Genomic DNA, 26,739 nt, shown 5'->3' with positions numbered 1-26,739 from the left:
CGTCAATCGCCGAAGGCCTGCTTCAGGAAGGCGTGCACGTCGCTTTCCGATCGATCGGCCGCAGCCGCATTGTACTCGACCCGGTGGCCGTAGGCCTCGACGCCGGTCTTGAACTCCTCGGCGTCGAACGCGTGCCGGGCACCCTCGTAGACGTTTAGCTGCACCGGGCTTCCCTTGTCCCTGCGTTGCGCCACCATCTCCCGGCATTTCTGGGCGGGGCTGAAATCATCAAGCTCTCCAATCAGGATCAATGTCGGCACAGCCATGTTACCGCTCGCCACCGAACAGTTCGGATAGTAGGCGATCGCCACGCTGAATTTGTGCTGCATCAGCCGCTCTGCGCCACCAAGCTGGACCGCCTCGAGCGTTGCGATGCCGCCGGCGGAGAACCCCATCAATGCGATGCGTCGCGGGTCGACAAAACTGGCTTTCGACAGAAACTCCAGGGCGCCGTAGGCGTCATAGACGCGATCGGAGAGCAGGCTGTGACAGGTATCCTTTGTGCCGCGCGTGCCGAAGCTGTCGACAACGAGAACAACATAACCCCAGGAAGACAGCCGCTGCGGCCAAACCTGCCTGTCATTCGCAAGCACACCAGCGCATCCGTGCAGAGCGACTATAGCCGGGAACGGCCCCTCACCCGGAGGGCGTGTCAGATATCCTCGCAGCGGAATGCCGGGAACAAACTTCGTGGTCTCGCCTCTTTCCTGCGCATTGCGCTCCTGAAACGGCGTCGGCTTCACGGCCGCGCTTTCAAATTGCACCATCTCGTCGGCCCAGGCGGGCGCCGCATCGAAGTCGCCGGCAAGACAAAGGCACGCCAGGCCAACTCCTTTGAGCAAATCCAACACTTTGCCCATCGTCAGCCAGGCTTCGGTTTGTCCTTTGACCGCGTTGACCGGGCCGGACACTTGCTCACATCGGACGGCGCGGGGGCCGGATCTGCGCGGGCTCGACCACCTTGCGGTAGAGGTGCCAGGTCGCGTGGCCGAGGATCGGCATGACGACGGCGAGACCGGCAAACAGCGGGATAGAGCCGATCACCAGCAGCACCGCGACAATCAGACCCCAGAGCGCCATCTGCAGCGGATTTGCCATGACCGCCCGGGCCGAGGTCTCAATCGCCGAAACGGCGCCGACGTCACGATCAAGCAAAAGCGGGAAGGCAACGACCGTGGTCGCCAGCACGACCACCGCGAAGACCAGGCCGGCCGCGTTGCCGAGAAGGATCAGTGTCCAGCCCTTCTTGGTCGTCAGCACATCGCGCAGGAAGGCCCCGACCGAAGCCGGCGGCTCGCTGCCAAAAAGGCTGGTGTAGATCGACTGCGCCGTGAACAGCCACAGCAGGAACAGCGCGAACAGCATGATGCCGATGGCCGCTATCGAGGGCAGCGCCGGTGAGCGGCGCACGTCGAGGGCGTGCCGCCAGTTGGTATTCATGCCGAGCTCGCGCCGGCGGCTGATCTCGTAGAGCCCGATCGCGGCGAACGGGCCGACAAGGGCAAAGCCCGACATCAAGGGATAGACGAGTTGGATGGCGTTGGAGCCGGAGGTCCACCGCGTCAGGATCAGGCCGACAACCGGATAGATCAGGCACAGGAACACGTAATGCGAGGGCTTGGCCCAGAAGTCCTCGGCGCCAAGTCTCAATGCGTCCCAGAGGTCTGGCGTGGAAATGCGGCGGACCGCGGGTTGCACATGCATCCCGTGCGCGTCCGCCATGACATGAAAGCCGGCCATAACCTACCTCCGTTTTTCTCGGGGGGCGGTCACCGCCTAGGGTGGCCGCCCGTAGCTGCCACTTCAAGAACGCTGGCATCATATCCGATCTTCCCGGGATTGTCGCCGCGTCTCGTTATGCCTGCTGGGCGGCCTTGGTTTGGCGAACCACCGAGTTCATCTTAGAATCTATGCATTTTAGCTATTGCTTAAATTACTCGTAGAGACCCCAAGGTGTATCACCTGAGCTTTTCAAACCGTGGCGAGGGGCGATGTTCACGTTGAAGGGCTTCTGGTCTTCGGAGCACGGCAATTTTGCCATGGCGACCGCCATAGCGCTGCTGCCGATAATGGCCGTCGTCGCCGGCACCCTCGACCTGACAGGCACGAGCGATGACGCCGCGCAATTGCAGAACTCGCTGGACGCGGCTGGGCTTGCCGTCGGCACGAAGTACCTGCCCAGCATGAGCGCGAGTGATGTCCAAGGGCTTGGGCTGACATTCTTTGCGGCCAATATGAGCGTCGCCGATCAACAGGAATATTCAGACAGCATCTCCGCTTTTTCGGCCACAGCCAGCGGCGACCCGAGCGCCTATTACATCTCGCTTTCGTCAGGCATCAACCGTCCGAGCTTCATCAATGGCGCGGCCCCCTGGCCAGCTCACCGGTCGGCGACGGTCAAGATGCACCCGGGTGCACAGGCCTGCGTGCTGGCGCTCGATCCGCATGCGTCGGCCGCGGCAAGCCTGCAGGGCTCGACCGACGTCGCCATGAGCAATTGCGTGATCGCGGCAAACTCGGACGCGTCCGATGCCGTCAGCAGAGGCGGTTCCGCTCAGGTTTCGGCGGGTTGCGTCTCGACCGTCGGCGGCACTTCCGGGCTTTTACCGCCCAGTGCCAATCTCGCCTGCGGCGCGCCGCTCGAACATCAATATGCGTCCTTCGATCCCCTGGCCGACATCGTGCCTCCTCCCTACACATTCTGCCTGCCGGTCCCGAACGGCAAAACCTACACGCTGTCGCCCGGCACCTATTGCGACAAGACATTGTCGGGAAATATCACGCTCAACCCGGGCGTCTACATTTTGCGCGGCGTGACCTTGAAACCGGGCGGCAACGGCAGCCTGACCGGCCACGGCGTCACCATATTCCTGATGGAGGGCGCACAGATCTACATAAATGCCAATGAAAAGGTGGACCTTTCCCCGGCCACCAGCGGCCCCTACGCAGGCATCACCATTTTCGAGAACCATGGCAACACATCGGCCTTGACGCTGAATGGCGGCGCGAATTCCGTGATCAGCGGGTTCGTCTATGCGCCAGATGCGGCCATTTCCTTTGCCGGCAACTCGGATATGAGCGGTCAGGGCGACTGTCTGAGGCTTGTTGGCCTGACCGTGCAGATGACAGGCAACTCGTCCATCAAAACCGACTGCACGGCCGTGTTCGGAAATCGCGAGATGTATGCCGGCCGCCTCATCACGCTTGTGAAATAAGCGGCTGACCGCCATTCGATTTCAGATTTTCATCACCCTGCCCGGCAAAAGCCATGATCACGACTATCTCAGGCAGGCATGACCACTTCAAGACTCGAAAGCGACCGGATCGCGAACCTGAATAGGCGCACCTGGCTCAAGACGGCCGGCCTCGCGGCCTTGCTCGGGCTGGCCGCCTGCGGCACCGTTTCGCTGCCGACCGGGCAAGGCGCCGGGGTCTCCTCCTCGGCAACCGGCACGCTGGCCAGCCTGCGCGCGACCGCCGGGCTGGGGCCGCTTGTTTCCGACGCACAGCTTGAGCAAGCAGCACTCCAGCAGGCCGGCTACATGGCGCAGCGTGAAAACATGAGCCACACCACCGGCTGGGGCAAGGATTTCGCCTCGCGCATGAAGGACAACGGCGTACACGGCGCCGCGGCCGAGAACATCGCGGCCGGCCGCTTCGACCAACAGAAGCTGTTCGATATCTGGATGCATTCGCAGGGACACCGGCGCAACATACTCGATCCGGACTTCAGCCGCTTCGGGCTTGCCTATGTCCGTGACGGCCGCGACCCCAACCTGCGCTACTGGTCGCTGGTGCTCGGCAGGTAGCAAAGATATCGCCGGCGGACATCCCCTGGCGAGCGGCCGCTCCATCAGTCCATATGGGCGGCTGGCGCGCCGCCGCCGGCCGGTGCCGTTTTCGGCTTGCGCAACAGAAGCACGAACGGGATGGCGGCCAGCGTCATCATCATCAGTATTTTGAAGTCGTTGACGTAGGAGATCATCATCGCCTGGAGATTGACCATGCGATCGACCTGCGACAGCGCCGTCGGGTCGCCGCCGGCGGCCGCCGGCGAGACAGCCCAGAGATTGGGATTGAACGGGTTGATGAAGGCCGAAAGCTCGGCGTGGTTGATCTGCGTGTTGCGCACCAGCAGCACCGTCACGACCGAGACGCCGATCGACGAGCCAAGATTACGCACCAGGCTGAACAACGAGGTTGCATCGGTGCGGTAGCGGGCATCGAGCGTGGCGAAGGCAACAGTCGACAGCGGCACGAACACCATTCCCATGCCCAGGCCCTGGATCACGCCGGAGCTGAGAATCAGCCAGTTGTCCATCTGTGGGGTGAAGCTGGCCATGGTGTAGAGCGACTGCGCGGTCAGGAGGAAGCCGATGACGACCAGAATTCGGGCATCGATCTTGCCCATGATGCGCCCGACGACGAGCATGGAAATCATCGTGCCTACGCCACGCGGCCCGATGACGATGCCGATGGTGACGGTCGGATAACCGAAGATGGTCGACAGCATCGGCGGCAGCAGCGACATAGAAGCCAGGATCAGCACGCCCATGACGAAGATGAATGCAAGCCCGGTGACAAAATTGCGGTCGAGGAAAATCTTCGGATCGATGAAGGGATGTTCCGATGTCACCGTGTGAATGATGAACACCCAGAAACCGGTGATCGAAAGACCAAGCTCGATCCAGATCTCGACCGAGGAAAACCAGTCGACCTCGCCACCGCGATCGAGCATCAGCTGCAACGCGCCGACGCCGAGCGATATCATGGCAAAGCCGAAGAAATCGAAGCTGCGCACCCGCCGGGCAACAGCCGGCAGATAGGCGGCCATGCCAAGGAAGGCGAGGATGCCGACCGGCAGGTTGATGAAGAACACCCAGCGCCAGTTGAAATTCTCGGTCAGCCAGCCGCCGAGGGTGGGGCCGAGGATCGGGCCCAGCATGATGCCGGCGCCCCATATCGCCATCGCCTGGCCGTGGCGCTCCTTGGGGTTGATGTCGAGCAGGAAGGTCTGCGACAGCGGCACGATCGCGGCGCCGAACACACCTTGCATCAGCCGGAAAAGCACGATGGTTTCCAGGCTCCACGCCAGGCCGCACAACATCGAGAAGATGGTGAAGCCGACCACCGCCGCCAGGAACAGCTCCTTGCGGCCAAAGCGATCGGCGAGCCAGCCGGTGACCGGCGTCATGATGGCGGCGGCGACGATGTAGGAGGTCAGCACCCAGTTGATGTTGTCGGGCGAAGCGCCGAGATCGCCGGTCATGGTCGGGAGCGCGACGTTGGCGATCGTGGTGTCGAGCGCCTGCATGACCGTCGCCAGCATGAGCGCCACCGTGATCAGGCCACGATGTGGCACTTCTTTGAACGGTTCAGGCGTGCTCATGGCGAAGAACTTCCAGACAGTAACAGAAACGTGTACAACGGGTTTCCGGGCGGCGAAGCCTTCCGTCGAGAGACCTTCATCGCGGTGGGACGCGATTGTCGATGTGGGGGTTACATCGACCGAATGTCTCCAGCTGAGCGGACGCTGCCGCCCGGAAACTTGAGGACCGACGGGACCGTGTCGAAGATTTCAGACCTTTGGACAGCTGCCATGCGGCTCGCCCAAACACTGATCTCTTCCCACCCCTCCCATCAGACCAATCCTGCAAACTCGCTTCCACCCGCCCGGTCCCTGCGGGCTTCCGCTGTCTTACCGCGCGGGCTCGCCGGCCGTGGCGTGACCGAAGATCGACGGCCAGCCGCGTGCCACGCCGGTGTCGACGGTGACAGAAGCACTCATGCCGGTGCGCAGCGCCATCCTGGCGTCGGGATCGGTCAGTTCCAGGCGGACCGGAATGCGCTGGGTGACCTTGACCCAGTTGCCCGTGGCGTTCTGGGCCGGCAGCAGCGAGAAGTCCGCGCCGGTGCCGGCACCGATGGCCTTGACGGTCGCCTCGAAGGTCCTGCCCGGATAGGTATCGACCACGATCTCCGCCTTCTGACCCGGCTTCATGTTGGTGAGCTGGGTTTCCTTGAAATTGGCGTCGATCCAGGTGTCGCCGGTCTCGACCAGCGCAAACAACGGTGTGCCGGAGCCGACATACTGGCCGACCTTGAAGGATGCGGCTTGATAGACAAGACCATCGGCAGGTGCTCTCACCGTGGTCTGCGCCAGATCATAGGCAGCCTTGTCGCGCGCGGCGAGTGCCGACATCACGGTCGGATGCTTGTCCGTCTCGATATCGGGATTGCCGCCAAGTGCCGCCTTGGCGCTGACGATGCCCTGATCGGCAACGGCAAGCTGCTGCTTGGCCTTGTCGAGATCATTCCTGGCCTCATCCAGCGAAGACTTGGCATTGATCCCTTTCTGGGCAAGATCGGCGGCACGGTCATATTGCGACTGCGCATAGGCAACTTCGCTGCTGGCGGATTTTTCCTGCGCCAACGCCTGGCTGTAGGCGGCGCGTAGTTGCTCGACATTGAGGCGCGCGGCAGCCACCGCTGCGTCGGCCTGCCCAAGCGCGATCCGGTAGGGCTCCGGGTCGATGGCGAACAGGAGATCGCCCTTCTTCACCGTCTGATTGTCCGATATGGCGACCTGGACGATACGACCGGCCGTGTCGGAGGCGATCGACACCTTGGCCTGTTGCAGATTGGCGTTTTCCGTTTCCTGGTAGCGCCCGCCCGTCACCCAGACATAGCCGCCGCCGACGATCAATGCCGCCGGCAAGGCGAACATCAGGAAGAAGCGACCGATGCGGCGCTTCTTCTTCGGCGCCGGGGCCGGCTGCACGGGAGGTTCGACCGCGACGGGAGCGGCGGCCGGCTGGGCAGGCGCTTCCATCTCCACCTTGGGAGCGTTTTCTTCGACCTTGGCTACCGCGTTCATGCTGCCGCACCTTCCGCACTCTTGATCTTTTCGAGCGACGAAGCTTCGCCGTCCGTCAGATTCTGTACGATCACATCCAGCGCCCGGATCAGGACGCGTCGATCTTCGGGCGAAACGCCGCTGAGCGATTCCTCATAGACCTCGCCAGCAAGGCTCTTGACGTCCGCATAGGCCGCGTTCGCCTTCTCGGTCGGGAAGATCATGCGCACGCGCCGGTCGGCCGCGTCGGAGCGGCGTTCGATCCAGCCGCCCTCCTCCATCCGGTCGACCAGGCGTGAGACGCTGATCGGCTCGATTTCGAGCAGTTCGGCGAGCCGCGCCTGCGCTACGCCCGCCTCCTTGGCAACGCGGACCAGAAGCCGCCATTGCGCCGAAGACAGGCCCAGCCCGCTGGCGCGCACCTCAAAGCGCTTGCGCATCAGGCGCTGCACGTCGTGGATCAAAAATCCCAATCTGTCGATGCCATCTGAAACCATAAGCGATAGATATAATAAGCGTGCTTACTATTCAAGATGCCACAGCGCGATGAAAGCCGGCAAAATGCGCATGGCAGGCCTGCAATCCGATCCTGGTTAGCGGCAGATGAACGTGTACCGGTGCGCAACAACGCTCGGAGGGCACGTCTTCACAGGCGGTTTCGGACAACCATGGTGACGACGAAGAACGCGCCGAGCGAGCTGGTGATGATGCCGATCGGCAGTTCCTGCGGCGGCAGCAAGGTTCGGGCCAGGAGATCGCTTGCCAGCAGCAGCACCGCCCCGAACAGCGCACAACTTGTGATCAGGCGCAGATGCAGTGGACCGGCCAGCGGCCGCGACAGATGCGGTATCATCAATCCGACAAAGCCGATCACGCCGGCGACCGAGACGAGGATTGCCGTCGAGAAAGCGGCCACGAGAAATGTCGTCCTGCGCATGCGCGCCACCGGCACGCCTAGACTCTCGGCGGCGCTCTCACCGGCGAGGAAAGCGTCCAGGCTGCGATGGCTCCACAGCCCGTAGGCCGCGATCGTGCCGGCGCCCACCGCCCCCAGCCATACATTGTCCCAGCGCGCCAGCCCGAGCCCGCCCATGGTCCAGAACAGGACCGAATGAGCCGCGCGCTGGTCACCGGCAAAAACCAGATAATTGGTCAAGGCCGTGAACATGAAGGAAACGGCAAGACCGGCGAGGATCAGCCGCTCAGGACCTTGCCCCCTCACCCGCGCCACCAGCAAAAGCACGATGGAGGCGGCGAGGATGCCGCCAGTGAACGCAGCCACGGGCAAGGTCCAGATGCCGAAACTGTCGCCGAACACGGTAATGACGGAAACCGCGCCGGCGGCGGCCCCCGACGACAGGCCGAACAGGGAGGGGTCGGCAAGATCGTTACGGGTCACCGTCTGCAAAAGCGCGCCGACGATGCCCAGCCCGCCGCCGACACAGATCGCCAGGATCGTGCGCGGCAGCCGCAGGTCGACGACGATCTTGCCGACCGGGCCCGATATCTCAGGCTCGTCCAGTCCGACGGCACGGCCAAGGGCGGCGATGACATCGCTCAGAGGTATCAGCGTCGAGCCATAAGCGATCGACAGCAGCGCGAGAGCGACGAGCGCCACCGCGCCCGCCGTCATGGCCCGAGCAAGCCTGCCGTCGGCATGGGCGCGGACGGACTTTGCGTCCACGCCTGTCAGCGTTGCCGTTTTCGATTTTGCGCCATGCGCAATTTCGATCAAACTGGCCGGGCAACGAGGCGCCAGAGTGAAGACGCCACATGCGAGGAGCACATGAACCCGACCGAGAAAGCGCTATGGTTTGTCGAAAGCCATCTGCCGGAGGCTGTTACGCTCGACGACGTCGCCCACAGCAGCGGCGTGTCGCGCTTTCATGTGACGCGCGCCTTCGGCGCCGCCACCGGCCGTTCCGTCATGGGTTACATGCGCTCGCGCCGGCTGACCGAGGCGGCGCGCAGGCTCGCCGGCGGCGCGCCCGACATACTGTGCGTCGCGCTCGACGCCGGCTACAACTCGCATGAGGCTTTCACCCGTGCCTTCCGCGACCAGTTCGGCACCACGCCGGAACTGGTGCGCGCGCAAGGTTCGACCAAGACACTCGATCTCGTGGAGCCTATCCTGATGGACCATTCCCTGCTCACCAGCCTTGAACCACCGCGCTTCGAGACCAGCCGAGCCTTCCTCATCGCCGGCTTCGGCGAGCGCTACAGCTGCGAATCGAGCGCCGGCATTCCGATGCAGTGGCAGCGTTTCAGCCCTTATATCGGCAACATCCCCGGCGAAGTCCCAGGCGTTTTCTACGGTGTCTGCCTCAATGGCGACGATGCCGGCAATTTCGACTATGTCGTCGGCGTCGAGGTGTCGGACTTCTCCGACCTGCCGAAGGAATTCTACCGGGTGCATGTGCCGGCGCGGAAATACGCCGTTTTCACGCATCGCGAGCACATCTCGACCATCCGGCGCACGATCAACACGATCTGGAACAGCTGGCTCCCGGCCTCCGGCCATGAAATCGCCGACGCGCCGGAATTCGAGCGCTATGGGCCCGAATTCGATGCCCGCACCGGTAATGGCGGGCTGGAGATCTGGGTGCCGGTCAAGGCATAGAGGCGCCGCTACAGCTCCAGATCCCAGTTCTGGCCAACCAGATCCTTGCCGAAGGAATGGTGAGGCTCTTCCTCGGTCAGCTTGAAACCGGCCGCCTGGTAGATGTGCCGGGCCGCGGTCAGAATGTCGTTGGTCCACAAAGTCAGCGTCTTGTACCCCCTGGCGCGGGCAAAGCCGATGCATTCCTCGACCAGCCGTTTGCCGATGCCGAGGCCCCGCGCCGACGGTTCGACATAGAGCAGCCGCAGCTTGGCCACCTGATCCGACTTGCGCACGACGAAGACCGAGCCGACGACCTCGCCTTCCCGCTCGGCGATCCAGCCGCGCTCCCATTTCGGATCGAATTTTTTTACGAACTCGCCGAGGATCTCAGCGACCAGCGCCTCATAGGTTTCGTCCCAGCCATAGTCCTGCGCGTAGAGCATGCCCTGGCGGCGCGTGACCCAGCCGATGTCGCCAACCTCTAGCGGCCGCAGGATGTAAGGCACCTTTGGTTCGGGTCTGTCGCCGAGCAGGTCCTGAACGATGCGCATGGCCTTGACCAGCCGATCCTGGTCGACGGGCGCCAGTCGATCGAGCAGCGCTCGCACCTGGTCGTGCGAATCCTGGTTGAGCGGCGCGAAGGCTTCCCTGCCCGCCGGCGTCAGCGCGATCGAGGCGCGGCGCGCGTCCGCTTCGGTGGCTTCGCGCTCGACCAGACCGCGCTCCTCGAATTTTTTGAGCAAACGGCTGACATAGCCAGGGTCGAGGCCGAGATCGCGCACCAGGTCGCTGGCGACGAGCCCGTCGCGATGGGCAAGCTCATAGAGCACCCGCGCCTCGGTAAGCGAAAAGGTGCTTTTCAGCCAACCTTCGTCGAGCACACCGATCTGGCGGGTGTAGAAGCGGTTGAAGGCGCGCACTGCGTCGATGCGTTCCTTGCCGGGGTGGTCGTGGATCGTCATGGCAGTCCTCCTGTCGTGGACAGGATCAATCATTTAGTTGACTTAGTCAATAAAGTCATTGCAACGAGGCGCTTCACAACTTCGTCATTCTAGGAGAAGGAGCGAAGAGGAGCGCAGCCCCTAGAATCACGACATCGCAAATGCAGGCGCCAGTGGCGAACGCCGAAACGTCACCCCATCGGCAGCACCGGCCAGCGGTCGACGATCCTGCCACGGGAAAGCACCGCGATCGGTCCGAGCTGCTGCAGCACGGCTTCGCTCTGCGTCGGCCGCAGGAACGCATGGTCGCCGGGCCTGACAACGGCCTCGGCGGGCAGGCCCATGAATTGCTGGTTGGAGGACAGGCCAAGCAGGCCGTTCGTCGTCATGCCTTCGGGAAACACCGGTTCGGCCATCCATTTGCCGCCATAGAGATAGCAACCCTTGCGCGGAAACCGGCCGAGCGCCTGGAGCAGACGCGAAACCGCCGGCGGGCCGGGCAGCATCGGCTCGACCACTTTCAGGATCGGCGTCGCAATGAAGGCCGCCGGCTGAAAGCCGTCGAGGCCCGGCGTATCGAAATCGCCGGGCAGCACGAAGGCCGAGCCCATCGACACTTCATTGGCAGCGCCGCCATGATGAAGCAGCGCTGTCTTGCTGCCGCCAATGTTCAAGATATGGCGCTGGTCCATGCCGAGGCGCGCCACGAAAGCGGCGGCTCGTTCCGAGGCTTGCGCCAATGCCCTCGCCGGCCCGCCGAACAGGCCGGGTATATGCGGCGCATGCGCTTCATAGGCCATGACGCCTTCGCAGCGCAGCCGCTTGTGGGCCGGCAGCGCCTTCAACGCCTGCGAGAGGGCTTCCGGTTCGGCGAAGCCGCCGCGATGCAGTCCGACATCGATTTCGAAAGCAATGCGCAGCTCGACGCCGAGTTCGTCGGCGAGCGCGCCATATTCCGTCAGCCTCTGCTGTGTATCGATCAGCCAGCATACCCTCGACCCGGCTGCGTTCCCCTTGGAAAGCGCCGCCCTTGCCGCGCCGACCGGCATCGGCTTGCCGTAGAGGAGGTCCGCATCCGGAAACGCGCTCAGCACCGCCTCGCTGATCGGCGGGTGGAAGGTCATGAAGCGGTGGGTACCAAGCGCCTTGCCAATATGGGCAAGCAACGGCAGGCAAGCGAGCGACTTGTCGACCAGCCGCACGGCGAGGCGGGGATCGAGCCTTTGCTTCACCAGGGCGATGTTGCTGTCCAACCGGTCGCGGTCGAGCAGCAGGCAGGGTTGGAAGATGCCCGCCTGCTTCAGCGCATCCGAAAGCGAGGCGAAATAGGCTTTCATTGGTCGATGCCGAAGAGATCGGCGATATAGGGCGAGACGAAACGGTTGTGCGGGTCGATGTCGCGGCGCACCGCAATCGCATCGTCCCAACGCGGATAAAGCTTTTTCAGGTCGGCCGCTTTCAGGCTGTGCATCTTGCCCCAGTGCGGCCTGCCGCCATATCTGCGGAAGATCGGCTCGGCCGCGCGCATGAATGGCAACGGATCGTTCGCCGCGTCGTGGTGGATGGCGATGGAACAGGTGAGCCTCTTGTGGAAGGGCGAGAGCCAGAATTCGTCCGATGCCACCGACCGCACCTCCATCGGGAAATAGACTTCCGGAAAATGCTTCTCGGTCAGTTCGATGATCTCGGCCAGCGCCTTCGGCCCCTCCTCGAAGGGAAGATGATATTCCATTTCGTTGAACCTGGTCTGCCGGTCGCTGGCATAGACGTTGAGCCAGTCCTGCACATAATCCTCGGCCGGCACCTTGGCGACCGCGCCCAGGATCAGCCGGCGGCGCAGCGACGGCAGCCAGGCAAGCCCGGTGCGCAAGCGGCGCAGCGTGCGCAACGAGCCCTCATCATCGTCGGTCGGGCGCGTCGTCGTGGCCTCGGCGCTGAAGTCGCTGGCGATGAACTGCGCGTAACCGGAAAATGGAATGTAATAGAATTCGGCCGAGCGATGGGCGGCCATCATCGTTTCGAAATCGCGCAGCATGTCGCCGATCGGCAGCACCCATTTGCGGCGGCGCAGCCGGTAGGTCGCGATGTTGTTCAGCGTCACTTCGCTCAAGACACCGAAGGCACCGAGCGCGACGCTGATGGCATGGATCGTCTCCTGATCCCCTTCCCGCTTGAACTCGCGGACCTTGCCAAGCCCGTCGACGATCTGAACCGTTTCCAGCTGCGTGTGATACGCACCGAGCGTCGGCCCCGAGCCATGGGTAGCCGTGCCCAGCGCGCCGCCTATCGCCTGGCGGTCGATGTCGCCCATGTTGGGCAGGCCCTGGCCGATGCCTTGCAAAATGTGCATGAGCGAACCAAGCCGCGTCCCTGCCCGCACGCGCGCCTGATGTTTTTTCGCGTCATGCGAGGCCAGCCCTTCCAGCTTCTCCAGCGACAGGATGGTGCCTTGCGACTTCACCAGCGGCGTGAAGGAGTGACCGGCGCCGACGACGCGGACCGGACCGGGCGCGGTGCGAATGAGATCGCCGAGCTCGCCAGCATCGGCCGGGCTGGCAAGCAGCCGCGGCTCGGCGGTGACGAAGCCCGACCAGTTGCTCCAGCTGCTCGACATGCCGCTCACGCAATAGCCCGGCGACGCCGCGCCACGAGGACAAACAGGCCGAGCAGCGCCACGCTGGCGACGGCGCTCGCGGCGGCGAATTCCGGAACCGGGCGAAAATCCTTGCCGTCGATGAGCAACGACGCCGCGACCGGCCCGATCGCCAGGCCGAAAAGCTGGGCGGCCGGCACCAGCAGCACGGCGGTGCGCGTCTCGTCGGCGGTGATCGCCAGCCGGATCTGGTAGGGCACGATGAACAGCAGGATGAAACCCATGACCAGGGCGGCGACCCAGAATGTCGCGAGGCCAGGTCCACCGGCAAGCACGAGCGAGGCGGCAAGCGCGACGATGCCGATCGCGGCGATGGCAAGGCGATAGTCGATGCGCGCCTCGAACACGGTCGCCGTCATCGCGCCCAGCACCTGCGCCGCGAGGCTGGCCGAGACGATCAGCCCGACGGTGCGGCCATCGATGCCGAATTGGGCGCCGAGAGGTTCCAAAAACGCCCAGACCGCGCCGAAGAACATGAAGTAGCAGAAGACCGACAACAGCGCGGTGATAGAGGGACCCGTCAGCACATTGGCGAGGTTCTCGTCCTTCGGCAGGTCGGCATAGTCGGCGGGGACAATGAAGGCGACCACGAACGACGCGACACAGACGACCGCGAGAACGAGGAAGCCGCCCGCCGATCCGGCGGCGGGAATGACATAGAGCGCCAGCAGCAAGGCAAGAGCGCATTGCGCCAGCGTCTGCATGGTGACGAAAAAACCGCCGATGCGTTCGGCGCGCCGCGAACGGGCGATCAGTTCGGTGGCGACCGCGACAAGGCCACCTTCGGCGAGGCCGGCCAGCGCGCGAGCCGCCATCAGCGTGTTGGCGCCGGCGGCATAGGCCGTCCAGACATTGGCCAGCGCCAAGAGCAGCAGCAGGGCCGCACTCTTCCAGCGCATGTTGAGGGCGGAAAGCAGCATCGCGACGATCGCCGAGCCGATCGCGATGGCGATCATCTCGGCGGTGGCGACCAGTGCCAGCTCGTCACCGCTGACATGGCCCTCGGTATAGAGCGCGCCGAGCAGGACGGGCTGCAGGCCGAGGATGAGCAGGCCGACCGACCCGATCCACAAGGCCGAGGCAAGCTGGCCGCCGGTCGGATTGCCGACCAGCCAGTCGCCATCGCCTTGAAGACCGGTGCTTGTCGAAGTCAAAGGCGCCTCCCAACGTCCTTGCCGCGCGGCAGAAAAGCTGACAATCTGTCAGCATTTAAGAAACTGATACTTGATCATATTTTTTGTCAACCGGAATTCGGGAACCCCGGGCGAAAGATCGGTGCATGACGGAAGCAAGTCGAACGGCCACCGAGCCCAGGCGCAGACCCAAGCAGGAGCGCAGCCGCGAACGAATCGACGCCATCCTGTCGACGACGATGCGGCTGATCGGCGAGAAGGGCATCGACGCCGTCACCATGAAGGAGGTCGGCATGCTGGCGGGCGGGCCGATCGCCACCGTCTACCATTACTTTCCCAACAAGTCGGCGATCCTGGCGATGCTCTATGAGCGGTTCTCGGAGGTCAGCCGGGCGCGCTTCGGCGCGATCATCGCCGAAATCCAGGGGCTGGGCGACGTGACCGGCGCCGCGGACCGCCTGCTCAACGACTACTACAGCCGTGTCGCGGCTGACCCGGCCATTCAGGACCTGCAGAATGCCATCCAGGCCGACAAGGCGCTGCAGCATCTCGACATCGCCGAGACGAGACATCAGTCGAAGATATTCTGCGACCACGTCGGTCCGATGCTTCAGGCGGAGCAGCGCGAGGCGTTCGCACGGCTGGTCTTTCTGATCTTCCAGCTTGCCGGCGGCGTCGTGCGCCTGGCCCTGACGCAAGATGAGGAAGAAGGCCGGCGCACGATCGAGGACTACCGGTCGATCATCCACACCCAGTTGCGGGTGTTCTTGTAAGCCCTGATGATCGTCGTGAAGCCACGCCGAATAAGAGGGTGACTGCCGACATGAATGTCAGGACGCCGGTTATGTGAACTCGCGGATGAGGCCTTCGAAGCCGTCGGCAAGATTGGCATTGCCGGCGGCGAGAAAGGCAGAAAGATTGCTGGCGCCGCCGGGTGTCTTGTTGGCGTCAAGCAGCACCGCCCTGCCCTCGTGCATGACAAAGTCGAACTTGCCATAGTCAAAGCCAAGTTCGCGCCTCAGCGCGCGCAGCTCCTCGGGAACCGGAACCGGCTCACGACGGATCGTGTCGTCGCCTTTGACCAGGCTTTGTGGCGAAACATGGCGGGTGCAGCGCTCGCGCTCCCCGCAAAATGTCCAGAAGCGGGCGCCAAAGCCGTCCGGTTCCGGCTCGGGAATGAACTTTTCGACGACGAGATCCCTTCGGTCGAACACCGCAGGCGCAACATCCGAAAGGGACGTACAGACGTGGTAGCCCTCGATAAGCTCGACGCCGGGAAATGGCTCCGGCTTTCCGGCACGTCGCGATCGCCGGTTAAGCGACTGCTCACGCATTCCCAGATTGTTGAGATTGCTCTTGACGATGACCGGCCCTGGCCAGTCGTCATCCCTGCCGATCACGGCGCCGCTGACACGGCGCTTGGAGATGTCGGCTGCCCCGACGTTCAGGCAGAAGGGAAAAGCGCGCGCGTATTCGACATATTCGGGTGGCGTCACGGTCGCATCGACATGCAGCACCGCTATATCGGCCTCCGGCTTCGCCGACGTTCCTGAGAGTATGCGGACGGAATGGCCGCGCCGTTTCAGTTCTTCCAGCAAATCAAAGAGCATGTAGGGACTGTCGCGGCGCAACAGCGGGCCGCGCCGGCGTTCGAACCTGTCGAACTCATGTGTAATAACCGCGATGCGTGTCATGCGCCCCCCGCACTTGGTTTCATTAGCGTCCTCGATTATGCATTTGAATACAATGCCGGCTTGGGGCCAGGGATGACTGATCATTGGAATGCCATTCGAGGGCACTGGAAGTTGCTCGGACCGCCGCTGCGGCCTCCCGCCGAAGCGGTGGAAACCTACCATCGCGAGCTCGACCTTTCGGAGGCGCATGTCGTTCTGCTCGGTGTGACTCCGGAGCTCGCCGGGCTCGGCGCGACCATGATGGCCGTCGACGAATCCTCCGACATGATCGCTGGAATCTGGCCAGGCGACACTGCGTCGCGAAAGGCTGTCAAAGGCGACTGGCTCGACCTGCCGGTTTCCGATGCAAGCGTCGATGCGGTGATCGGCGACGGCTGCCTGTCGGTGCTCGGGCTTTCTACCGCGCGCCGAGCGCTGTTCGCGGCAATCGCCCGCGTGCTGCGCCCTGATGGCCGCGCGGGCCTGCGTCTCTTCGCTGGTCCCGAGACACCGGACGATCCGGCAGCGGTGCAGGCGCTTGCGCTTTCTGGCGGTGTCTCCACTTTCCACGAGCTCAAATGGCGCGTCGCCATGACCGCGACAGGCCGCGCTCCCGACCATGCGATTCCAGTCAGGACGATCGCGGAAAGGTTCGATGCACTCTTCCCTGACCGCCAGGAACTTTCCGCGCGGACGGGCTGGGACCTGCCTGTCATCGCCACCATCGACGTTTACCGGAACTCCACGGCCATCTACAGTTTTGCACCACCAGCGCAGCTCGTGGCCGAGGCGGAAGCATTCTTCAACGACGTCCGCATTGCTCCAACCGGCGGCTACGGGCTCGCCGAGAGATGCCCGCTTCTGGTGCTGCGGTCGCCGAAAGTTTGAGTCTACAGCAGCGTGCACTGAAAGAGACGGAAATTGCAAAACGCCATGCAATACTCCATGTTCGGCCCCGATGAAATCTATCGATTAGAAACACGGTAAGGAAATGAAGATATCTGGGGCGGTGCTGTCGACCCTATTTTGCGCACTCATTTATTCGCCCGCTTCATCTGAAGCTGACGACGGCCCAACGGCTATTCCATTGACGAAACTAGAGTACCCCGGAAATCCACAGAACATTCACATGCTTTATGTGAATATTATTTCCCTAGGAAATCGGAAAATCGATCAGCCGATTTTGTTGGATACAGGGTCTAGTGGTATGACAATCGAGTGTCTATCGGCGCTCCCCGCCGAACTCTGTTCCGAGGACGGCATTAAGATTACAGAAAGTCGGGAGTTCGATGGGATACTTGTCACCACCAAGAAGGTAGTCATGCATTATGGCACCTACGATGAGTATGGAAATGTGGCTTCAGCGCGCGTGACTTTTGGTTCGCCGGTCTCATCGGCTTCCACGGACAGGCGGGTCTCGTTCCTCATTCGCTACAAGCAAGTCAGACGTGACACAGGTGAAATTGTCGGCGGTCCGCTCTGGCCAAAAGGCATTTTTGGCATCTCGCCCATTGGAGGCGATGGGCCAAATCAGATGATCAGGTCGCCGATGGCCGCTGTAAGCGTAGGGACAGTCCTGCACAGAGGTTATTACCTCTCCCCGATCGGCAGCACGTGGAAGCCATGCACAAACGAGCAGGGCAATTGCCCTGAGGTTCGAGCCTTGCACATCGGCGTTCCGGATGACGTAAAGAAGACTTTCAAGATGCAGAAATGGAAACAGGCCAACCCGCGCTACAATTTCCCAACCTTTGAATCCTGCCTCTCATGGAACTCCAAACCCAATTGTCGGCCAACGCTATACGACACAGGGAACTCAACCATTATGGTCCCGACCGACACGTCCAAACCGTATAGGTCATTAGACGCCGGCACGAAGGTTGCGGTGAAAACCGAAGGTCAGGACGATTGGAATTTTACAACCACCTACAAGCCCGAAGTGGAGATTGTACCGGGTCTTGAACATAACATCGTCGGGATACGGTTTTTCGAAAGGAACAGCCTCCTGGTGGATCTAGAAACCCAGGAGATCGGCCTACGCCTTGGGCATTGAACAATCGATGCCCAGCGCTTCCATCGAACTGACCACCATTCTGCCAGATCGCGGCCGATAACCGCCGCATTCGTCGCGACGATGCGGCAAGAGCAAAATTTCGCGCTGACGCCCCTTGCCGCGCGCCTTGACTCTCGAGGGCCACACGCCTATTTCAGCGCCACGTTAGCACTCGCCCTTGGTGAGTGCTAACCACATGTCCGGCTTCGCCGGATGGAGGAACTGTTTCTCACTGTTCTCATCGAGGAAGAAAAAATGGCAAAGTCGAAGTTCCGCCCGCTTCATGACCGCGTGGTCGTTCGCCGGGTCGAATCCGAATCCAAGACCGCCGGCGGGATCATCATCCCGGATACGGCGAAGGAAAAGCCGCAGGAAGGCGAAATCATCGCCGTCGGCTCCGGCGCCCGCGACGAAGCTGGCAAGTTGGTCCCCCTGGACGTCAAGGCCGGCGACCGCATCCTGTTCGGCAAGTGGTCGGGCACCGAAGTCAAGCTCAATGGCGAAGACCTTCTGATCATGAAGGAATCCGACATCATGGGCATCATCGGCTGATTATCGGCCTCACCCTCAACTTGAATTTTCGGGCTCTTTCCGAGCCCCTGCCAGGAGCTAAAACATGGCTGCCAAAGACGTAAAATTCTCCCGCGACGCCCGCGAGCGCATGCTGCGCGGCGTCAACATCCTCGCCGACGCGGTGAAGGTCACGCTCGGCCCCAAGGGCCGCAACGTCGTCATCGACAAGTCGTTCGGCGCCCCGCGCATCACCAAGGACGGCGTCACCGTCGCCAAGGAAATCGAGCTTGAAGACAAGTTCGAGAACATGGGCGCGCAGATGGTCCGCGAAGTTGCTTCGAAGACCAACGACATCGCCGGCGACGGCACCACGACCGCGACCGTTCTGGCGCAGTCGATCGTCCAGGAAGGCCACAAGTCGGTTGCCGCCGGCATGAACCCGATGGACCTGAAGCGCGGCATCGATCTCGCCGTCACCGAAGTGGTCGCTGCGCTCGGCAAGGCCGCCAAGAAGATCAAGACCTCCGAGGAAGTCGCCCAGGTCGGCACGATCTCGGCCAATGGCGACGAGTCGGTCGGCAAGATGATCGCGGAAGCGATGCAGAAGGTCGGCAACGAAGGCGTCATCACGGTCGAGGAAGCCAAGACCGCCGAGACCGAACTGGAAGTCGTCGAAGGCATGCAGTTCGACCGCGGCTACCTCTCGCCCTACTTCGTCACCAACGCCGACAAGATGGTCGCCGAGCTCGAGGACGTCTACATCCTCCTGCACGAGAAGAAGCTCTCCAACCTGCAGGCCATGCTGCCGGTCCTCGAAGCCGTCGTGCAGACTTCGAAGCCGCTGCTCATCATCTCGGAAGACGTCGAAGGCGAGGCCCTGGCCACGCTGGTCGTCAACAAGCTGCGTGGTGGCCTGAAGATCGCCGCCGTCAAGGCGCCGGGCTTCGGTGATCGCCGCAAGGCCATGCTGGAAGACATCGCCATCCTCACCGGTGGCCAGGTCATCTCGGAAGACCTCGGCATCAAGCTCGAGAACGTCGGCCTCAACATGCTCGGCCGCGCCAAGAAGGTGTCGATCTCCAAGGAGAACACCACCATCGTCGACGGCGCCGGCAAGAAGGCCGAGATCCAGGGCCGCGTTGCCCAGATCAAGCAGCAGATCGAAGAGACCACCTCGGACTACGACAAGGAGAAGCTGCAGGAACGTCTGGCGAAGCTCGCCGGCGGCGTTGCCGTGATCCGCGTCGGCGGTGCGACGGAAGTCGAAGTCAAGGAAAAGAAGGACCGCGTCGATGACGCCCTCAACGCGACCCGCGCGGCCGTGGAAGAAGGCATCGTTGCTGGCGGTGGCGTTGCCCTGCTGCGCGCTTCGGCCAACATCAAGTCGACCGGCGCCAACGCCGATCAGGCCGCTGGCATCAACATCGTGCGTCGTGCGCTGCAGGCTCCGGCCCGCCAGATCGCGTCGAACGCTGGTGCGGAAGCTTCGATCGTTGCCGGCAAGATCCTCGAGAACAAGGGCGCGACCTTCGGTTACAACGCCCAGACCGGCGAATATGGCGACATGATCACCATGGGTATCGTCGATCCGGTCAAGGTCGTGCGCACGGCCCTCCAGGACGCGGCCTCGGTCGCCGGCCTGCTCGTCACCACCGAAGCCATGATCGCCGAAGCTCCGAAGAAGGACTCGGCTGGCGGCGGCATGCCTGGCGGCATGGGCGGCGGCGGCATGGGCGGCATGGGCGGCATGGACTTCTAAGAAGTCCATAAAGCACGCCCATGAATCCAAGTTGCTCAAGCCCGCTAGCGGGCTTGAGTGGCGGCATGGACTTCTAAGAAGTCCATAAAGCACGCCCATGAATCCAAGTTGCTCAAGCCCCCTAGCGGGCTTGAGTGGCGGCATGGACTTCAATCCAGCCAACTTGGCTTTATGCATACGGAAAGGGCGGCAGAAATGCCGCCCTTTTTCGTTTTGGCAGTTAACTCGGCCGGCACCTGCCTTTCTTAAGCGGCGCTCTCGGCCTGCTGCGCCACCTTGCCGGCGAGCACGGCCTGCTCGACGAGTGCAGCCACTTCGTCGGCCACGGCGTTGAGTGACGAGCGGTCGCGGGTGGCGCGGGCAATCACCATCAGGCCTTCCAGCGACGATTCGACCAGCAGCGCCAAAGCATGCGCGCGACGCTCGGGCACCCCTGCCCTGACGAAGGCCTGCCGCAGCAGGCCGATCCACTGCTCGAAAGCTGAGCGGCAGATCTCTTCGAGCTCGGGCACGTCGTTCGGCGCATCGAGCACGACGGGCGCGATCGGGCAGCCGAGCGAAAACTCGTTGTCCTCCAGCATGCGGGCGACAGACTGGTAAATGTGGTGGACTGCGACCGCCGGATCGCTTTCCGTCGCCAGTTGGGCGCCCAGCCGCTCGGTCACGTCGGCCACGCTGGCGCGAGTCACCTCGATGACCAGTTGGTCCTTGCCGCCCGGGAAATGGAAATAGAGCGAGCCGCGCGGTGCGCGGCTGGCAGCCAAAATGTCGTTGAGCGAAGTGCCGTGATAGCCGCGCCGCCGCAAAAGCAGTGCCGTCGCCTCGATCATCCGCGTGCGTGTGTCTGTCGCCATGTCAACCTCTGTCAGGAGCGCGCATTATAGGGCTTGCCCCGAATATGACAATCGGTCTACATAATATGTAAATCGGTCTACATATTTGAGAGGCGACGATGCAAAGCTATCGGCTGGAAGGACAGGACGGCGGCCTCGACAGGCTGGCGATGCGCGAGGACGCGGTCGTCCAGCCGGGTCCGCGTCAGATCCTGATGCGGGTACGCGCCACCTCGCTCAATCGCCGCGACACGATGATCCTCAACGGCACCTATCCGCTGACGCCGCGAGCCGGCATCGTGCCGCTGAGCGATGGCGCCGGCGAAGTGGTGGCCGTCGGCGATGATGTCACCCGCTTTGCCGTCGGCGACCGTGTAACCGGCAGCTATTTCGCCCGCTGGATCGACGGCCGCATCAACGCCGGGCTGATCGACCAGCTCGGCTGCACGCTGGACGGCATGCTCGGTGAATACGCTGTGCTCGACGAGCAATGGGCGGTGCGGCTGCCTGAGCACCTCGACTGGCATGAAGCCGCGACATTTACCTGCGCGGGGCTGACAGCCTGGAGCGCGCTGACGGGCGCGGACGCCCCAAAACCCGGGCAATGGGTGCTGGTTATCGGCTCGGGCGGCGTCGCGCTGTTTGCGCTGCAGTTTGCCAAGCTGATGGGCTGCCGCGTGGCGGCCGTCACTTCCCGCGCCGAAAAATTCGGCCGGTTGCGCGCGCTCGGCGCCGACCTCGTCATCGCAACGGCCGAGACGCCCAATTGGGGCATGAAGCTGCGCGAGGCGACAGGCGGCATCGATTTGACTGTCGAGACCGGCGGGCCTGCGACCTTTATGCAATCGCTGATCGCAAGCTCCCTCTACGGACGCATCGTGCTGCTGACGGTCCAGGACCAGAAGGGCAGATCGGTTGAGATCCCAGCCGCCGTCTACCAGCGCAGTCTTGTCACCATCGGCCGCGTCTTCGTCGGCAGCCGCAGCGGCCTGGAGGCGATGCTTGCCGCCGTCGCGGCGCATCGCTTGAAGCCCGTCATCGACAAGATCTTCCCATTCGCCGAAGCGCGCGAGGCGTATCGGCATTTCATGCAGGGCGACGTGTTCGGCAAGGTCGTCATCGACGGCGCGTGAGCCCCCTATTCACCAACCAGAGGAGAGAAAGCAATGACAGTTCGCGACGCATCGGCCGAATGGCACGGCACGCTCAAGGAGGGATCCGGCCGGCTCAGGCTGGGCAGTGGCGCCTTCGAGGGCGCCTACTCGTTCCCGTCCCGCTTCGAAAACGGTCCGGGCACCAATCCGGAGGAACTGATCGCGGCCGCCCATGCCGGCTGCTTTTCGATGGCGCTCACCGCCGTGCTTAGCCGTGAAGGTCATATCGCAAGCGATATCCACACGATCGCAAAGGTGCATCTGGGCGCCACCGCGGCCGGACCGACGATTACCCGCATCGAGCTTGAGACGGAGGCGAATGTCGCCGGGCTTGCCGCAGCCGACTTCGAGCGGCTCGCGCAGTCGGCCAAGGCTGGATGCCTCGTCTCGCGGGCTCTGGCCGGTGTCGCAGCGATCACGCTGAAGGCGAACCTCGTAACTCACTAAGGACGGAAGGAGAAAATCCAGTGACCCAGGAATTGATCATCGACATCGCCATGGCCAACCGCTCCGGCGAAACGGCTGAAATCATGCGGCGCTATAATGACGTCTTCCAGCGCCACGACCCCTCGGCGCTCGACGAATTGGTGGCGCAGGACTGCGTGATCGAGAACACCACGCCGGCGCCGGACGGCGCACGCCGCGCCGGCAAGGCGGCCTGCGTCGAGCTGTGGTCGGCGATCGCCACCGCGCCCGGCACGCGCTTCGACCTCGAGGAGACTTTCGTGGCCGGCGATCGCGCCACGATCCGCTGGCGCTACTGGATGGCCGACGGCAGTTCGCTGCGCGGCGTCAACCTGATGCGCGTCGCGGAGGGGCGCATCATCGAGGCGATGGGTTACGTCAAGGGCTAGGCCAGTCGATCACCTGTCCGCCAGCGCCAGCTTGGCGCCGAGCATGACGAAGGCGCCGGCAAAAGTCCGGCGCATCCAGGTCAGTACCATTGGCCGCGACACGACATGGCTGCGGATCGAGGCCGCGAAGATGCCGTAGCCGACGAAGACCACGAAGGTCAAAAGCATGAAGACCGAGCTGAGCTCAAGCATCTTCGACAGTGCATTGGGCTCGGTGGTGCTGACGAATTGCGGCAGGAAGGCAAAGAAGAAGATCGACAGTTTCGGATTGAGCACGTTGACGAGGATGCCGGTGGCGATCACCTTGCCGGCCGAACGCGGCGCGACATTTTCCTCGACGCTCAGGCCGCCCTTCTCCTTCAGCGTGTTCCAGGCCATGTAGAGCAGATAGGCGACGCCGAGATATTTCAGGGTCTCGAAGGCGACAGCACTGGTGTGCAGCAGCGCCGCAAGGCCGGTGATGGCGGCCGCCATATGCGGAATGATGCCGAGCGTGCAGCCGAAGGCGGCAATGATCGAGGCCCGGGCGCCGCGCGAAAGCCCGGCGCTCAGCGTGTAGAGAACGCCGGTGCCGGGCGAAGCCACGACGATCAGCGACGTCAACAGAAATTCGATGCTCACGATGATCTCCTCCGGCGCCCTGCCCTGACGCAACCTAGCCAGCAAGCCAGGCGTGCACAAGCGACAGTCATTCGCTGCTAAGAGGTAGAAAATCCGAGCGCCCGGCGCGCCATCAGGCACTCGTCATCGCCAGGCATGCAGGCGCGGCAGACATCCGGTCGCAGTTCATAGATGGTGCAAGCGGTCGACTTGCCGACTTCGCCGGACAGGGCCGAACAGCGCACGCCGTCGCAGCGCATGCCCGACAGGTCGGCGGCCACATGTTTTTCCGGGATCCGGTCGAGCTGCGCATCGTCCTCGGTCGAAAAGCGCGGCCATTCGGCCGAATAGGAGCAGCAGGCCCCGCAGCTCTGGCAATCGAAGACAGGAGCTGACGAAGGCGGACTGCTCGCGGCTAGCACGGCAAACGGCCCCGAAGCGGCAAGGTTGCGATCGGCATCCCGAGGCAAGGCGCTACTTCTTCTTGCCCGTCTTGCCCTTCGGTGCGTCGACCGGCGACTTGAACAGATCGGTCGCTGCCTCGTCGGCCTTGGCCGCCTTCGGCGCCGCAACCGGCTTGGCCGGCTTTGCGGTCGAAGCCGGCGCCGCCGGCTGGTCCTTGGCGGAGAATTTTATGGCCATGTCAGTCCTCGTCGGCGAAACGCGATGATGGTGCGCGCGGATTGCGCAAGCGGCCGATCAGGGCCGAAACCGCCGTGATGTTCATCTCCTCGGGCGACCAGTTCCGCGCTTCCGCGATGTGATGCGGCGCCAGCTCACGATGCGTGCTGCCGCTGTAGGCGGCGTCCTGGTAGGTCACCCGCTCCTGGGTCTTTTTGTCCTCGCGGACATATTCGATCAGGTAGTTCGGGGCTTCGGCGCGGCCGCGCACACCGACGCGCACCTGGGCATCGCCATGGGCGCGCTTGCAGCGTTCGAGTTTTTCCAGCACGCGCCGGACATATTCGACCGGCTTGTCCAGGGTTTCGACCATGTCGGCTATGGTCGCATCGGCCGCGATCGGCGTTGGCGGTACGCGCTTGGTGGCCATCAGCGTTTTCCGGCTCGTTTCGGCAGCGCCGCGAGCGCGGCGGCGGCCGCCATCTCGTCGGCCTCCTTCTCCAGCCGCAGTTCGCGCAGGCGCGCGGTCTTGGCTTCCCGTGCTTCGCTGACGGCATCCCGTTCGGAAATGATGCGGTTGAGCGACATCGACTGGGTTTGCGTCTTGCTGAAAAGCGACACGGCCGGGTCGACGGCTGGCTTCGAATGGGCGGTCAAGATCTTTCTCCTGTCAGGAGCCTGGTACCGATAGGGCGAGACCGGGTCTTCGGTCGGGACCAGTACAAAGCGATGCGGCAGCGGATTCAGAATGCTGCAGCGTCCCTTAGCACGTTCAGCCCAATGCGCAGCGCATTTTCGGCGGCAACAAGCGTAAAATGAAAAAGGCCAGGCACCGCCTGACCTTCCCTGGGAGCCGCCGCGCATCCAACTGGATGCACAAGCTGGCTCCTGATGGGCAGCACAAACCTTGGAAACTCAGGTTTCCCGTGGCAATGCGCCCGAATTCGCCGTTCACCAGTGCCAGTACATCCGTGGTCACCGGGACGGCTGAATTCTTACTTCACGCCGCCTTCAACTGGTCGGCGGACATCTTGCCCGACTTGTTGTCGCGGACCATCTCGTAGCCGAGCTTCTGGCCCTCGACGATGTCGCGCATGCCGGCGCGTTCCACGGCCGAGATGTGGACAAAAACGTCGGCGGAGCCGTCGTCAGGCTGAATAAAACCAAAACCTTTGGTGGCGTTGAACCACTTAACTGTGCCGGTGCTCATGACGAACCCTTTCCATGGCAAATATTCGTTCGCCGCCGTGCGGATGCACGACGTCGTTTGTCTCGATTTTTGATGTGGGAAGTTCGTCAAAGGCGCGCTCGAAAGCGCGGATAACAAAAGTCAGTCAAACAAATATCGACGAACTTCTTCTACGCGTGTTTCAGACGCCTGTCAAATGTTGCGCCATCGGACCGAAAATCCGCCAGGTGAAAGCTCCTTAGGCGGCCCGCGCCGATCCCTGGGGAAGACCGCTTCGCACAGGCCCTATTCGTCGGGACCCGGCTCCGGCCATGTCTCCCTGGCTGCCTCGGCATACCATTGGCGCATGGCCGGCGTTGCCAGAACCGCGTCGACATAAGCCCTGGTGTCGGGCGCCAGATCGCCGCCATAGGTGTCGAAACGGGTGACGACGGGCGCGTACATGGCATCGGCCGCGGTGAAATGGCCGAATAGAAACGGGCCGTCCTTGCCGTGTTTCTCACGGCACTCGCGCCACAGCGCCTCGATGCGGACACGTTGGATCTCGCCTTCGGCGTCGAGCGGCTTGTGCCCCTTGGGCCGGCGCAAGTTCATCGGCCAGCCATAGCGGACTTCGCGAAACCCGGAATGCATCTCGGTCGCCGCCGAACGCGCCAGCGCCCGGGCGCCGATATCGGCCGGCCAGAGTTTCTTCTCCGGAAAGAGATCGGCGAGATATTCAAGGATGGCAAGGGTTTCCCAGACGATCCTTCCCTTGTGATTCAGGACGGGCACCTGACCGGTCGGCGACACTTTTGCCAGGTTAGCCGCAGTTTCCGGCGTGCGCAGCCGCACGAAGCCCTCTTCGAACGGTATCTCCAGGTACCGCATCGCCACCCAGGGCCTGAGCGACCAGGATGAAAAGCACTTGTTGCCGATATAGAGCGTAAATTCCGACATCTGTCCCCCTTGGCGGTTGCTCCTTGCGGAGTGCGCTGGCCGGCACCCTAGCCCGCCGACCCGGCCGCCGAAAGGCACTTGTCTTGCCGACACGGGCAGCAACTGCTGGAACCGAAACCGTGCCGGCTCGTTTGCCCAGGCGAACCAGGAGATGCGAAAAATGGTGAACAAGGATCAGGTGGCCGGCGTCGCCAAGCAGGTGAAAGGCTCGATCAAGCAGGCTGCCGGCAAAGCGACCGGCAACAGGCAGACACAGGCCGAAGGGATGGCCGACAAGGCCACCGGCAAGGTGCAGAAGGCCTATGGCGACGTGAAGGACAAGGTCAAGAAATCGCTTTGATCGCTGTGGAAGGGCCGCGTCGAGCG

At 63.0% G+C, this 26,739-nt stretch carries 31 protein-coding genes; 12 read left to right on the top strand and 19 right to left on the bottom strand.

The features are described 5' to 3' along the window. Window positions 1-2: 2 nt before the first annotated feature. Window positions 3-911 (bottom strand): dienelactone hydrolase family protein, encoded by a 909-nt coding sequence (locus EN824_RS10150; protein ID WP_245520969.1) that lies wholly within the window; start codon window positions 909-911, stop codon window positions 3-5. A gap of 4 nt (window positions 912-915) precedes the next feature. Next, window positions 916-1,740, bottom strand: coding sequence for a DUF2189 domain-containing protein (locus EN824_RS10145; RefSeq protein ID WP_127278889.1), 825 nt, complete (start codon window positions 1,738-1,740; stop codon window positions 916-918). A 251-nt stretch (window positions 1,741-1,991) separates the two neighbouring features. Here EN824_RS10145 and EN824_RS10140 point away from each other — a divergent pair, with 251 nt between their 5' ends. Together EN824_RS10140 and EN824_RS10135 are read left to right on the top strand one after the other, a co-directional pair. Further along, the gene (locus EN824_RS10140; protein ID WP_135863901.1) at window positions 1,992-3,215 is read left to right on the top strand and encodes a TadE/TadG family type IV pilus assembly protein; all 1,224 of its coding nucleotides are present in this window, start codon (window positions 1,992-1,994) and stop codon (window positions 3,213-3,215) included. Between the two features lie 78 nt (window positions 3,216-3,293). Continuing rightward, the gene (locus EN824_RS10135; protein WP_127869699.1) at window positions 3,294-3,809 is read left to right on the top strand and encodes a CAP domain-containing protein; all 516 of its coding nucleotides are present in this window, start codon (window positions 3,294-3,296) and stop codon (window positions 3,807-3,809) included. A gap of 44 nt (window positions 3,810-3,853) precedes the next feature. Here the strand turns inward: EN824_RS10135 and EN824_RS10130 are convergent, their stop codons facing one another. The 4 genes from EN824_RS10130 to EN824_RS10115 form a co-directional block, all read right to left on the bottom strand. Then, complete coding sequence (locus tag EN824_RS10130) at window positions 3,854-5,389, bottom strand: DHA2 family efflux MFS transporter permease subunit (protein ID WP_127278892.1); 1,536 nt, start codon at window positions 5,387-5,389, stop codon at window positions 3,854-3,856. 309 nt (window positions 5,390-5,698) lie between these two features. Next, a complete protein-coding gene (locus EN824_RS10125) occupies window positions 5,699-6,877 on the bottom strand; it encodes an HlyD family secretion protein (protein WP_135932197.1) in 1,179 nt (392 codons plus the stop codon). Then, window positions 6,874-7,353 carry a MarR family transcriptional regulator gene (locus EN824_RS10120; protein WP_135863897.1) on the bottom strand — a complete coding sequence of 160 codons (480 nt, stop codon included), beginning with the start codon at window positions 7,351-7,353 and terminating at the stop codon, window positions 6,874-6,876. The genes EN824_RS10125 and EN824_RS10120 overlap by 4 nt, the downstream gene beginning before the upstream one ends. 149 nt (window positions 7,354-7,502) lie before the next feature. Beyond that, the gene (locus EN824_RS10115; protein WP_135864282.1) at window positions 7,503-8,489 is read right to left on the bottom strand and encodes an iron ABC transporter permease; all 987 of its coding nucleotides are present in this window, start codon (window positions 8,487-8,489) and stop codon (window positions 7,503-7,505) included. 153 nt (window positions 8,490-8,642) lie between these two features. On the opposite strand from EN824_RS10115, the gene EN824_RS10110 reads away from it, so the two are divergent. Continuing rightward, a complete protein-coding gene (locus EN824_RS10110; RefSeq protein WP_135863895.1) occupies window positions 8,643-9,476 on the top strand; it encodes an AraC family transcriptional regulator in 834 nt (277 codons plus the stop codon). 8 nt (window positions 9,477-9,484) lie between these two features. Here EN824_RS10110 and EN824_RS10105 read toward each other — a convergent pair whose 3' ends face one another. From EN824_RS10105 to EN824_RS10090, 4 genes are all read right to left on the bottom strand, one after another. After that, a complete protein-coding gene (locus EN824_RS10105; protein ID WP_127869705.1) occupies window positions 9,485-10,420 on the bottom strand; it encodes a helix-turn-helix domain-containing GNAT family N-acetyltransferase in 936 nt (311 codons plus the stop codon). A 170-nt stretch (window positions 10,421-10,590) separates the two neighbouring features. After that, window positions 10,591-11,736, bottom strand: coding sequence for a DSD1 family PLP-dependent enzyme (locus EN824_RS10100; RefSeq protein WP_127279705.1), 1,146 nt, complete (start codon window positions 11,734-11,736; stop codon window positions 10,591-10,593). Then, on the bottom strand, window positions 11,733-13,013 hold the full coding sequence (locus EN824_RS10095) for a D-arabinono-1,4-lactone oxidase (RefSeq protein ID WP_135863892.1): 1,281 nt from the start codon (window positions 13,011-13,013) through the stop codon (window positions 11,733-11,735). Before EN824_RS10095 ends, EN824_RS10100 begins: the two co-directional genes overlap by 4 nt. 5 nt (window positions 13,014-13,018) lie before the next feature. Next, window positions 13,019-14,206 (bottom strand): MFS transporter, encoded by a 1,188-nt coding sequence (locus tag EN824_RS10090; protein WP_135932196.1) that lies wholly within the window; start codon window positions 14,204-14,206, stop codon window positions 13,019-13,021. Window positions 14,207-14,331: 125 nt separating this feature from the next. Between EN824_RS10090 and EN824_RS10085 the strand changes: the two genes are divergently transcribed. Then, a complete protein-coding gene (locus tag EN824_RS10085) occupies window positions 14,332-14,958 on the top strand; it encodes a TetR/AcrR family transcriptional regulator (protein WP_127280207.1) in 627 nt (208 codons plus the stop codon). A gap of 69 nt (window positions 14,959-15,027) precedes the next feature. Here the strand turns inward: EN824_RS10085 and EN824_RS10080 are convergent, their stop codons facing one another. Further along, on the bottom strand, window positions 15,028-15,795 hold the full coding sequence (locus EN824_RS10080; RefSeq protein WP_245520968.1) for a hypothetical protein: 768 nt from the start codon (window positions 15,793-15,795) through the stop codon (window positions 15,028-15,030). On the opposite strand from EN824_RS10080, the gene EN824_RS10075 reads away from it, so the two are divergent. The 4 genes from EN824_RS10075 to groL all read left to right on the top strand — a co-directional run bounded on the left by EN824_RS10075 (window position 15,754) and on the right by groL (window position 20,183). Next, a complete protein-coding gene (locus tag EN824_RS10075; protein ID WP_245464485.1) occupies window positions 15,754-16,746 on the top strand; it encodes a class I SAM-dependent methyltransferase in 993 nt (330 codons plus the stop codon). The genes EN824_RS10080 and EN824_RS10075 overlap by 42 nt on opposite strands. 241 nt (window positions 16,747-16,987) lie before the next feature. Further along, on the top strand, window positions 16,988-17,911 hold the full coding sequence (locus EN824_RS10070; RefSeq protein WP_135897763.1) for a hypothetical protein: 924 nt from the start codon (window positions 16,988-16,990) through the stop codon (window positions 17,909-17,911). Between the two features lie 255 nt (window positions 17,912-18,166). After that, the gene (gene groES / locus EN824_RS10065; RefSeq protein WP_006203049.1) at window positions 18,167-18,463 is read left to right on the top strand and encodes a co-chaperone GroES; all 297 of its coding nucleotides are present in this window, start codon (window positions 18,167-18,169) and stop codon (window positions 18,461-18,463) included. Between the two features lie 64 nt (window positions 18,464-18,527). Then, window positions 18,528-20,183: a chaperonin GroEL gene (gene groL, locus EN824_RS10060; RefSeq protein ID WP_135883582.1), complete on the top strand. Its 1,656-nt coding sequence runs from the start codon at window positions 18,528-18,530 to the stop codon at window positions 20,181-20,183. A gap of 245 nt (window positions 20,184-20,428) precedes the next feature. On the opposite strand, the gene EN824_RS10055 is transcribed toward groL, so the two are convergent. Next, on the bottom strand, window positions 20,429-21,037 hold the full coding sequence (locus EN824_RS10055; protein ID WP_127280611.1) for a TetR/AcrR family transcriptional regulator: 609 nt from the start codon (window positions 21,035-21,037) through the stop codon (window positions 20,429-20,431). 98 nt (window positions 21,038-21,135) lie between these two features. Here EN824_RS10055 and EN824_RS10050 point away from each other — a divergent pair, with 98 nt between their 5' ends. Genes EN824_RS10050 through EN824_RS10040 form a run of 3 tightly spaced genes read left to right on the top strand, consistent with a single transcriptional unit; the run spans window position 21,136 to window position 23,024 of the window. Next, window positions 21,136-22,149, top strand: coding sequence for an NAD(P)-dependent alcohol dehydrogenase (locus EN824_RS10050; protein WP_135928994.1), 1,014 nt, complete (start codon window positions 21,136-21,138; stop codon window positions 22,147-22,149). Between the two features lie 33 nt (window positions 22,150-22,182). Beyond that, complete coding sequence (locus EN824_RS10045) at window positions 22,183-22,617, top strand: OsmC family protein (RefSeq protein WP_135928995.1); 435 nt, start codon at window positions 22,183-22,185, stop codon at window positions 22,615-22,617. A 20-nt stretch (window positions 22,618-22,637) separates the two neighbouring features. After that, entirely contained in the window at window positions 22,638-23,024 is a 387-nt protein-coding gene (locus EN824_RS10040; RefSeq protein ID WP_127280614.1) for a nuclear transport factor 2 family protein, read from the top strand. 9 nt (window positions 23,025-23,033) lie between these two features. Here EN824_RS10040 and EN824_RS10035 read toward each other — a convergent pair whose 3' ends face one another. The 7 genes from EN824_RS10035 to EN824_RS10005 all read right to left on the bottom strand — a co-directional run bounded on the left by EN824_RS10035 (window position 23,034) and on the right by EN824_RS10005 (window position 26,373). Continuing rightward, entirely contained in the window at window positions 23,034-23,645 is a 612-nt protein-coding gene (locus EN824_RS10035; protein WP_135863877.1) for a LysE family translocator, read from the bottom strand. A 77-nt stretch (window positions 23,646-23,722) separates the two neighbouring features. Next, window positions 23,723-24,046, bottom strand: coding sequence for a YkgJ family cysteine cluster protein (locus EN824_RS10030; RefSeq protein WP_189343643.1), 324 nt, complete (start codon window positions 24,044-24,046; stop codon window positions 23,723-23,725). Between the two features lie 52 nt (window positions 24,047-24,098). Then, window positions 24,099-24,266 (bottom strand): hypothetical protein, encoded by a 168-nt coding sequence (locus tag EN824_RS10025; protein ID WP_135863872.1) that lies wholly within the window; start codon window positions 24,264-24,266, stop codon window positions 24,099-24,101. 1 nt (window position 24,267) lies between these two features. Beyond that, window positions 24,268-24,675, bottom strand: coding sequence for a hypothetical protein (locus EN824_RS10020; protein ID WP_056562978.1), 408 nt, complete (start codon window positions 24,673-24,675; stop codon window positions 24,268-24,270). Further along, a complete protein-coding gene (locus EN824_RS10015) occupies window positions 24,675-24,902 on the bottom strand; it encodes a hypothetical protein (protein ID WP_127280426.1) in 228 nt (75 codons plus the stop codon). Before EN824_RS10015 ends, EN824_RS10020 begins: the two co-directional genes overlap by 1 nt. Window positions 24,903-25,245: 343 nt before the next feature. After that, window positions 25,246-25,455, bottom strand: coding sequence for a cold-shock protein (locus tag EN824_RS10010; protein WP_010915421.1), 210 nt, complete (start codon window positions 25,453-25,455; stop codon window positions 25,246-25,248). Window positions 25,456-25,719: 264 nt separating this feature from the next. Further along, window positions 25,720-26,373 (bottom strand): glutathione S-transferase family protein, encoded by a 654-nt coding sequence (locus EN824_RS10005; protein ID WP_135883578.1) that lies wholly within the window; start codon window positions 26,371-26,373, stop codon window positions 25,720-25,722. 151 nt (window positions 26,374-26,524) lie between these two features. On the opposite strand from EN824_RS10005, the gene EN824_RS10000 reads away from it, so the two are divergent. Beyond that, the gene (locus tag EN824_RS10000) at window positions 26,525-26,713 is read left to right on the top strand and encodes a CsbD family protein (protein ID WP_167531207.1); all 189 of its coding nucleotides are present in this window, start codon (window positions 26,525-26,527) and stop codon (window positions 26,711-26,713) included. The last annotated feature ends 26 nt before the right edge of the window (window positions 26,714-26,739 follow it).

Source organism: Mesorhizobium sp. M8A.F.Ca.ET.181.01.1.1 (genome assembly GCF_004792025.1).
Lineage (GTDB): Bacteria > Pseudomonadota > Alphaproteobacteria > Rhizobiales > Rhizobiaceae > Mesorhizobium.
This window is presented reverse-complemented; position numbering and strand designations above follow the sequence as displayed.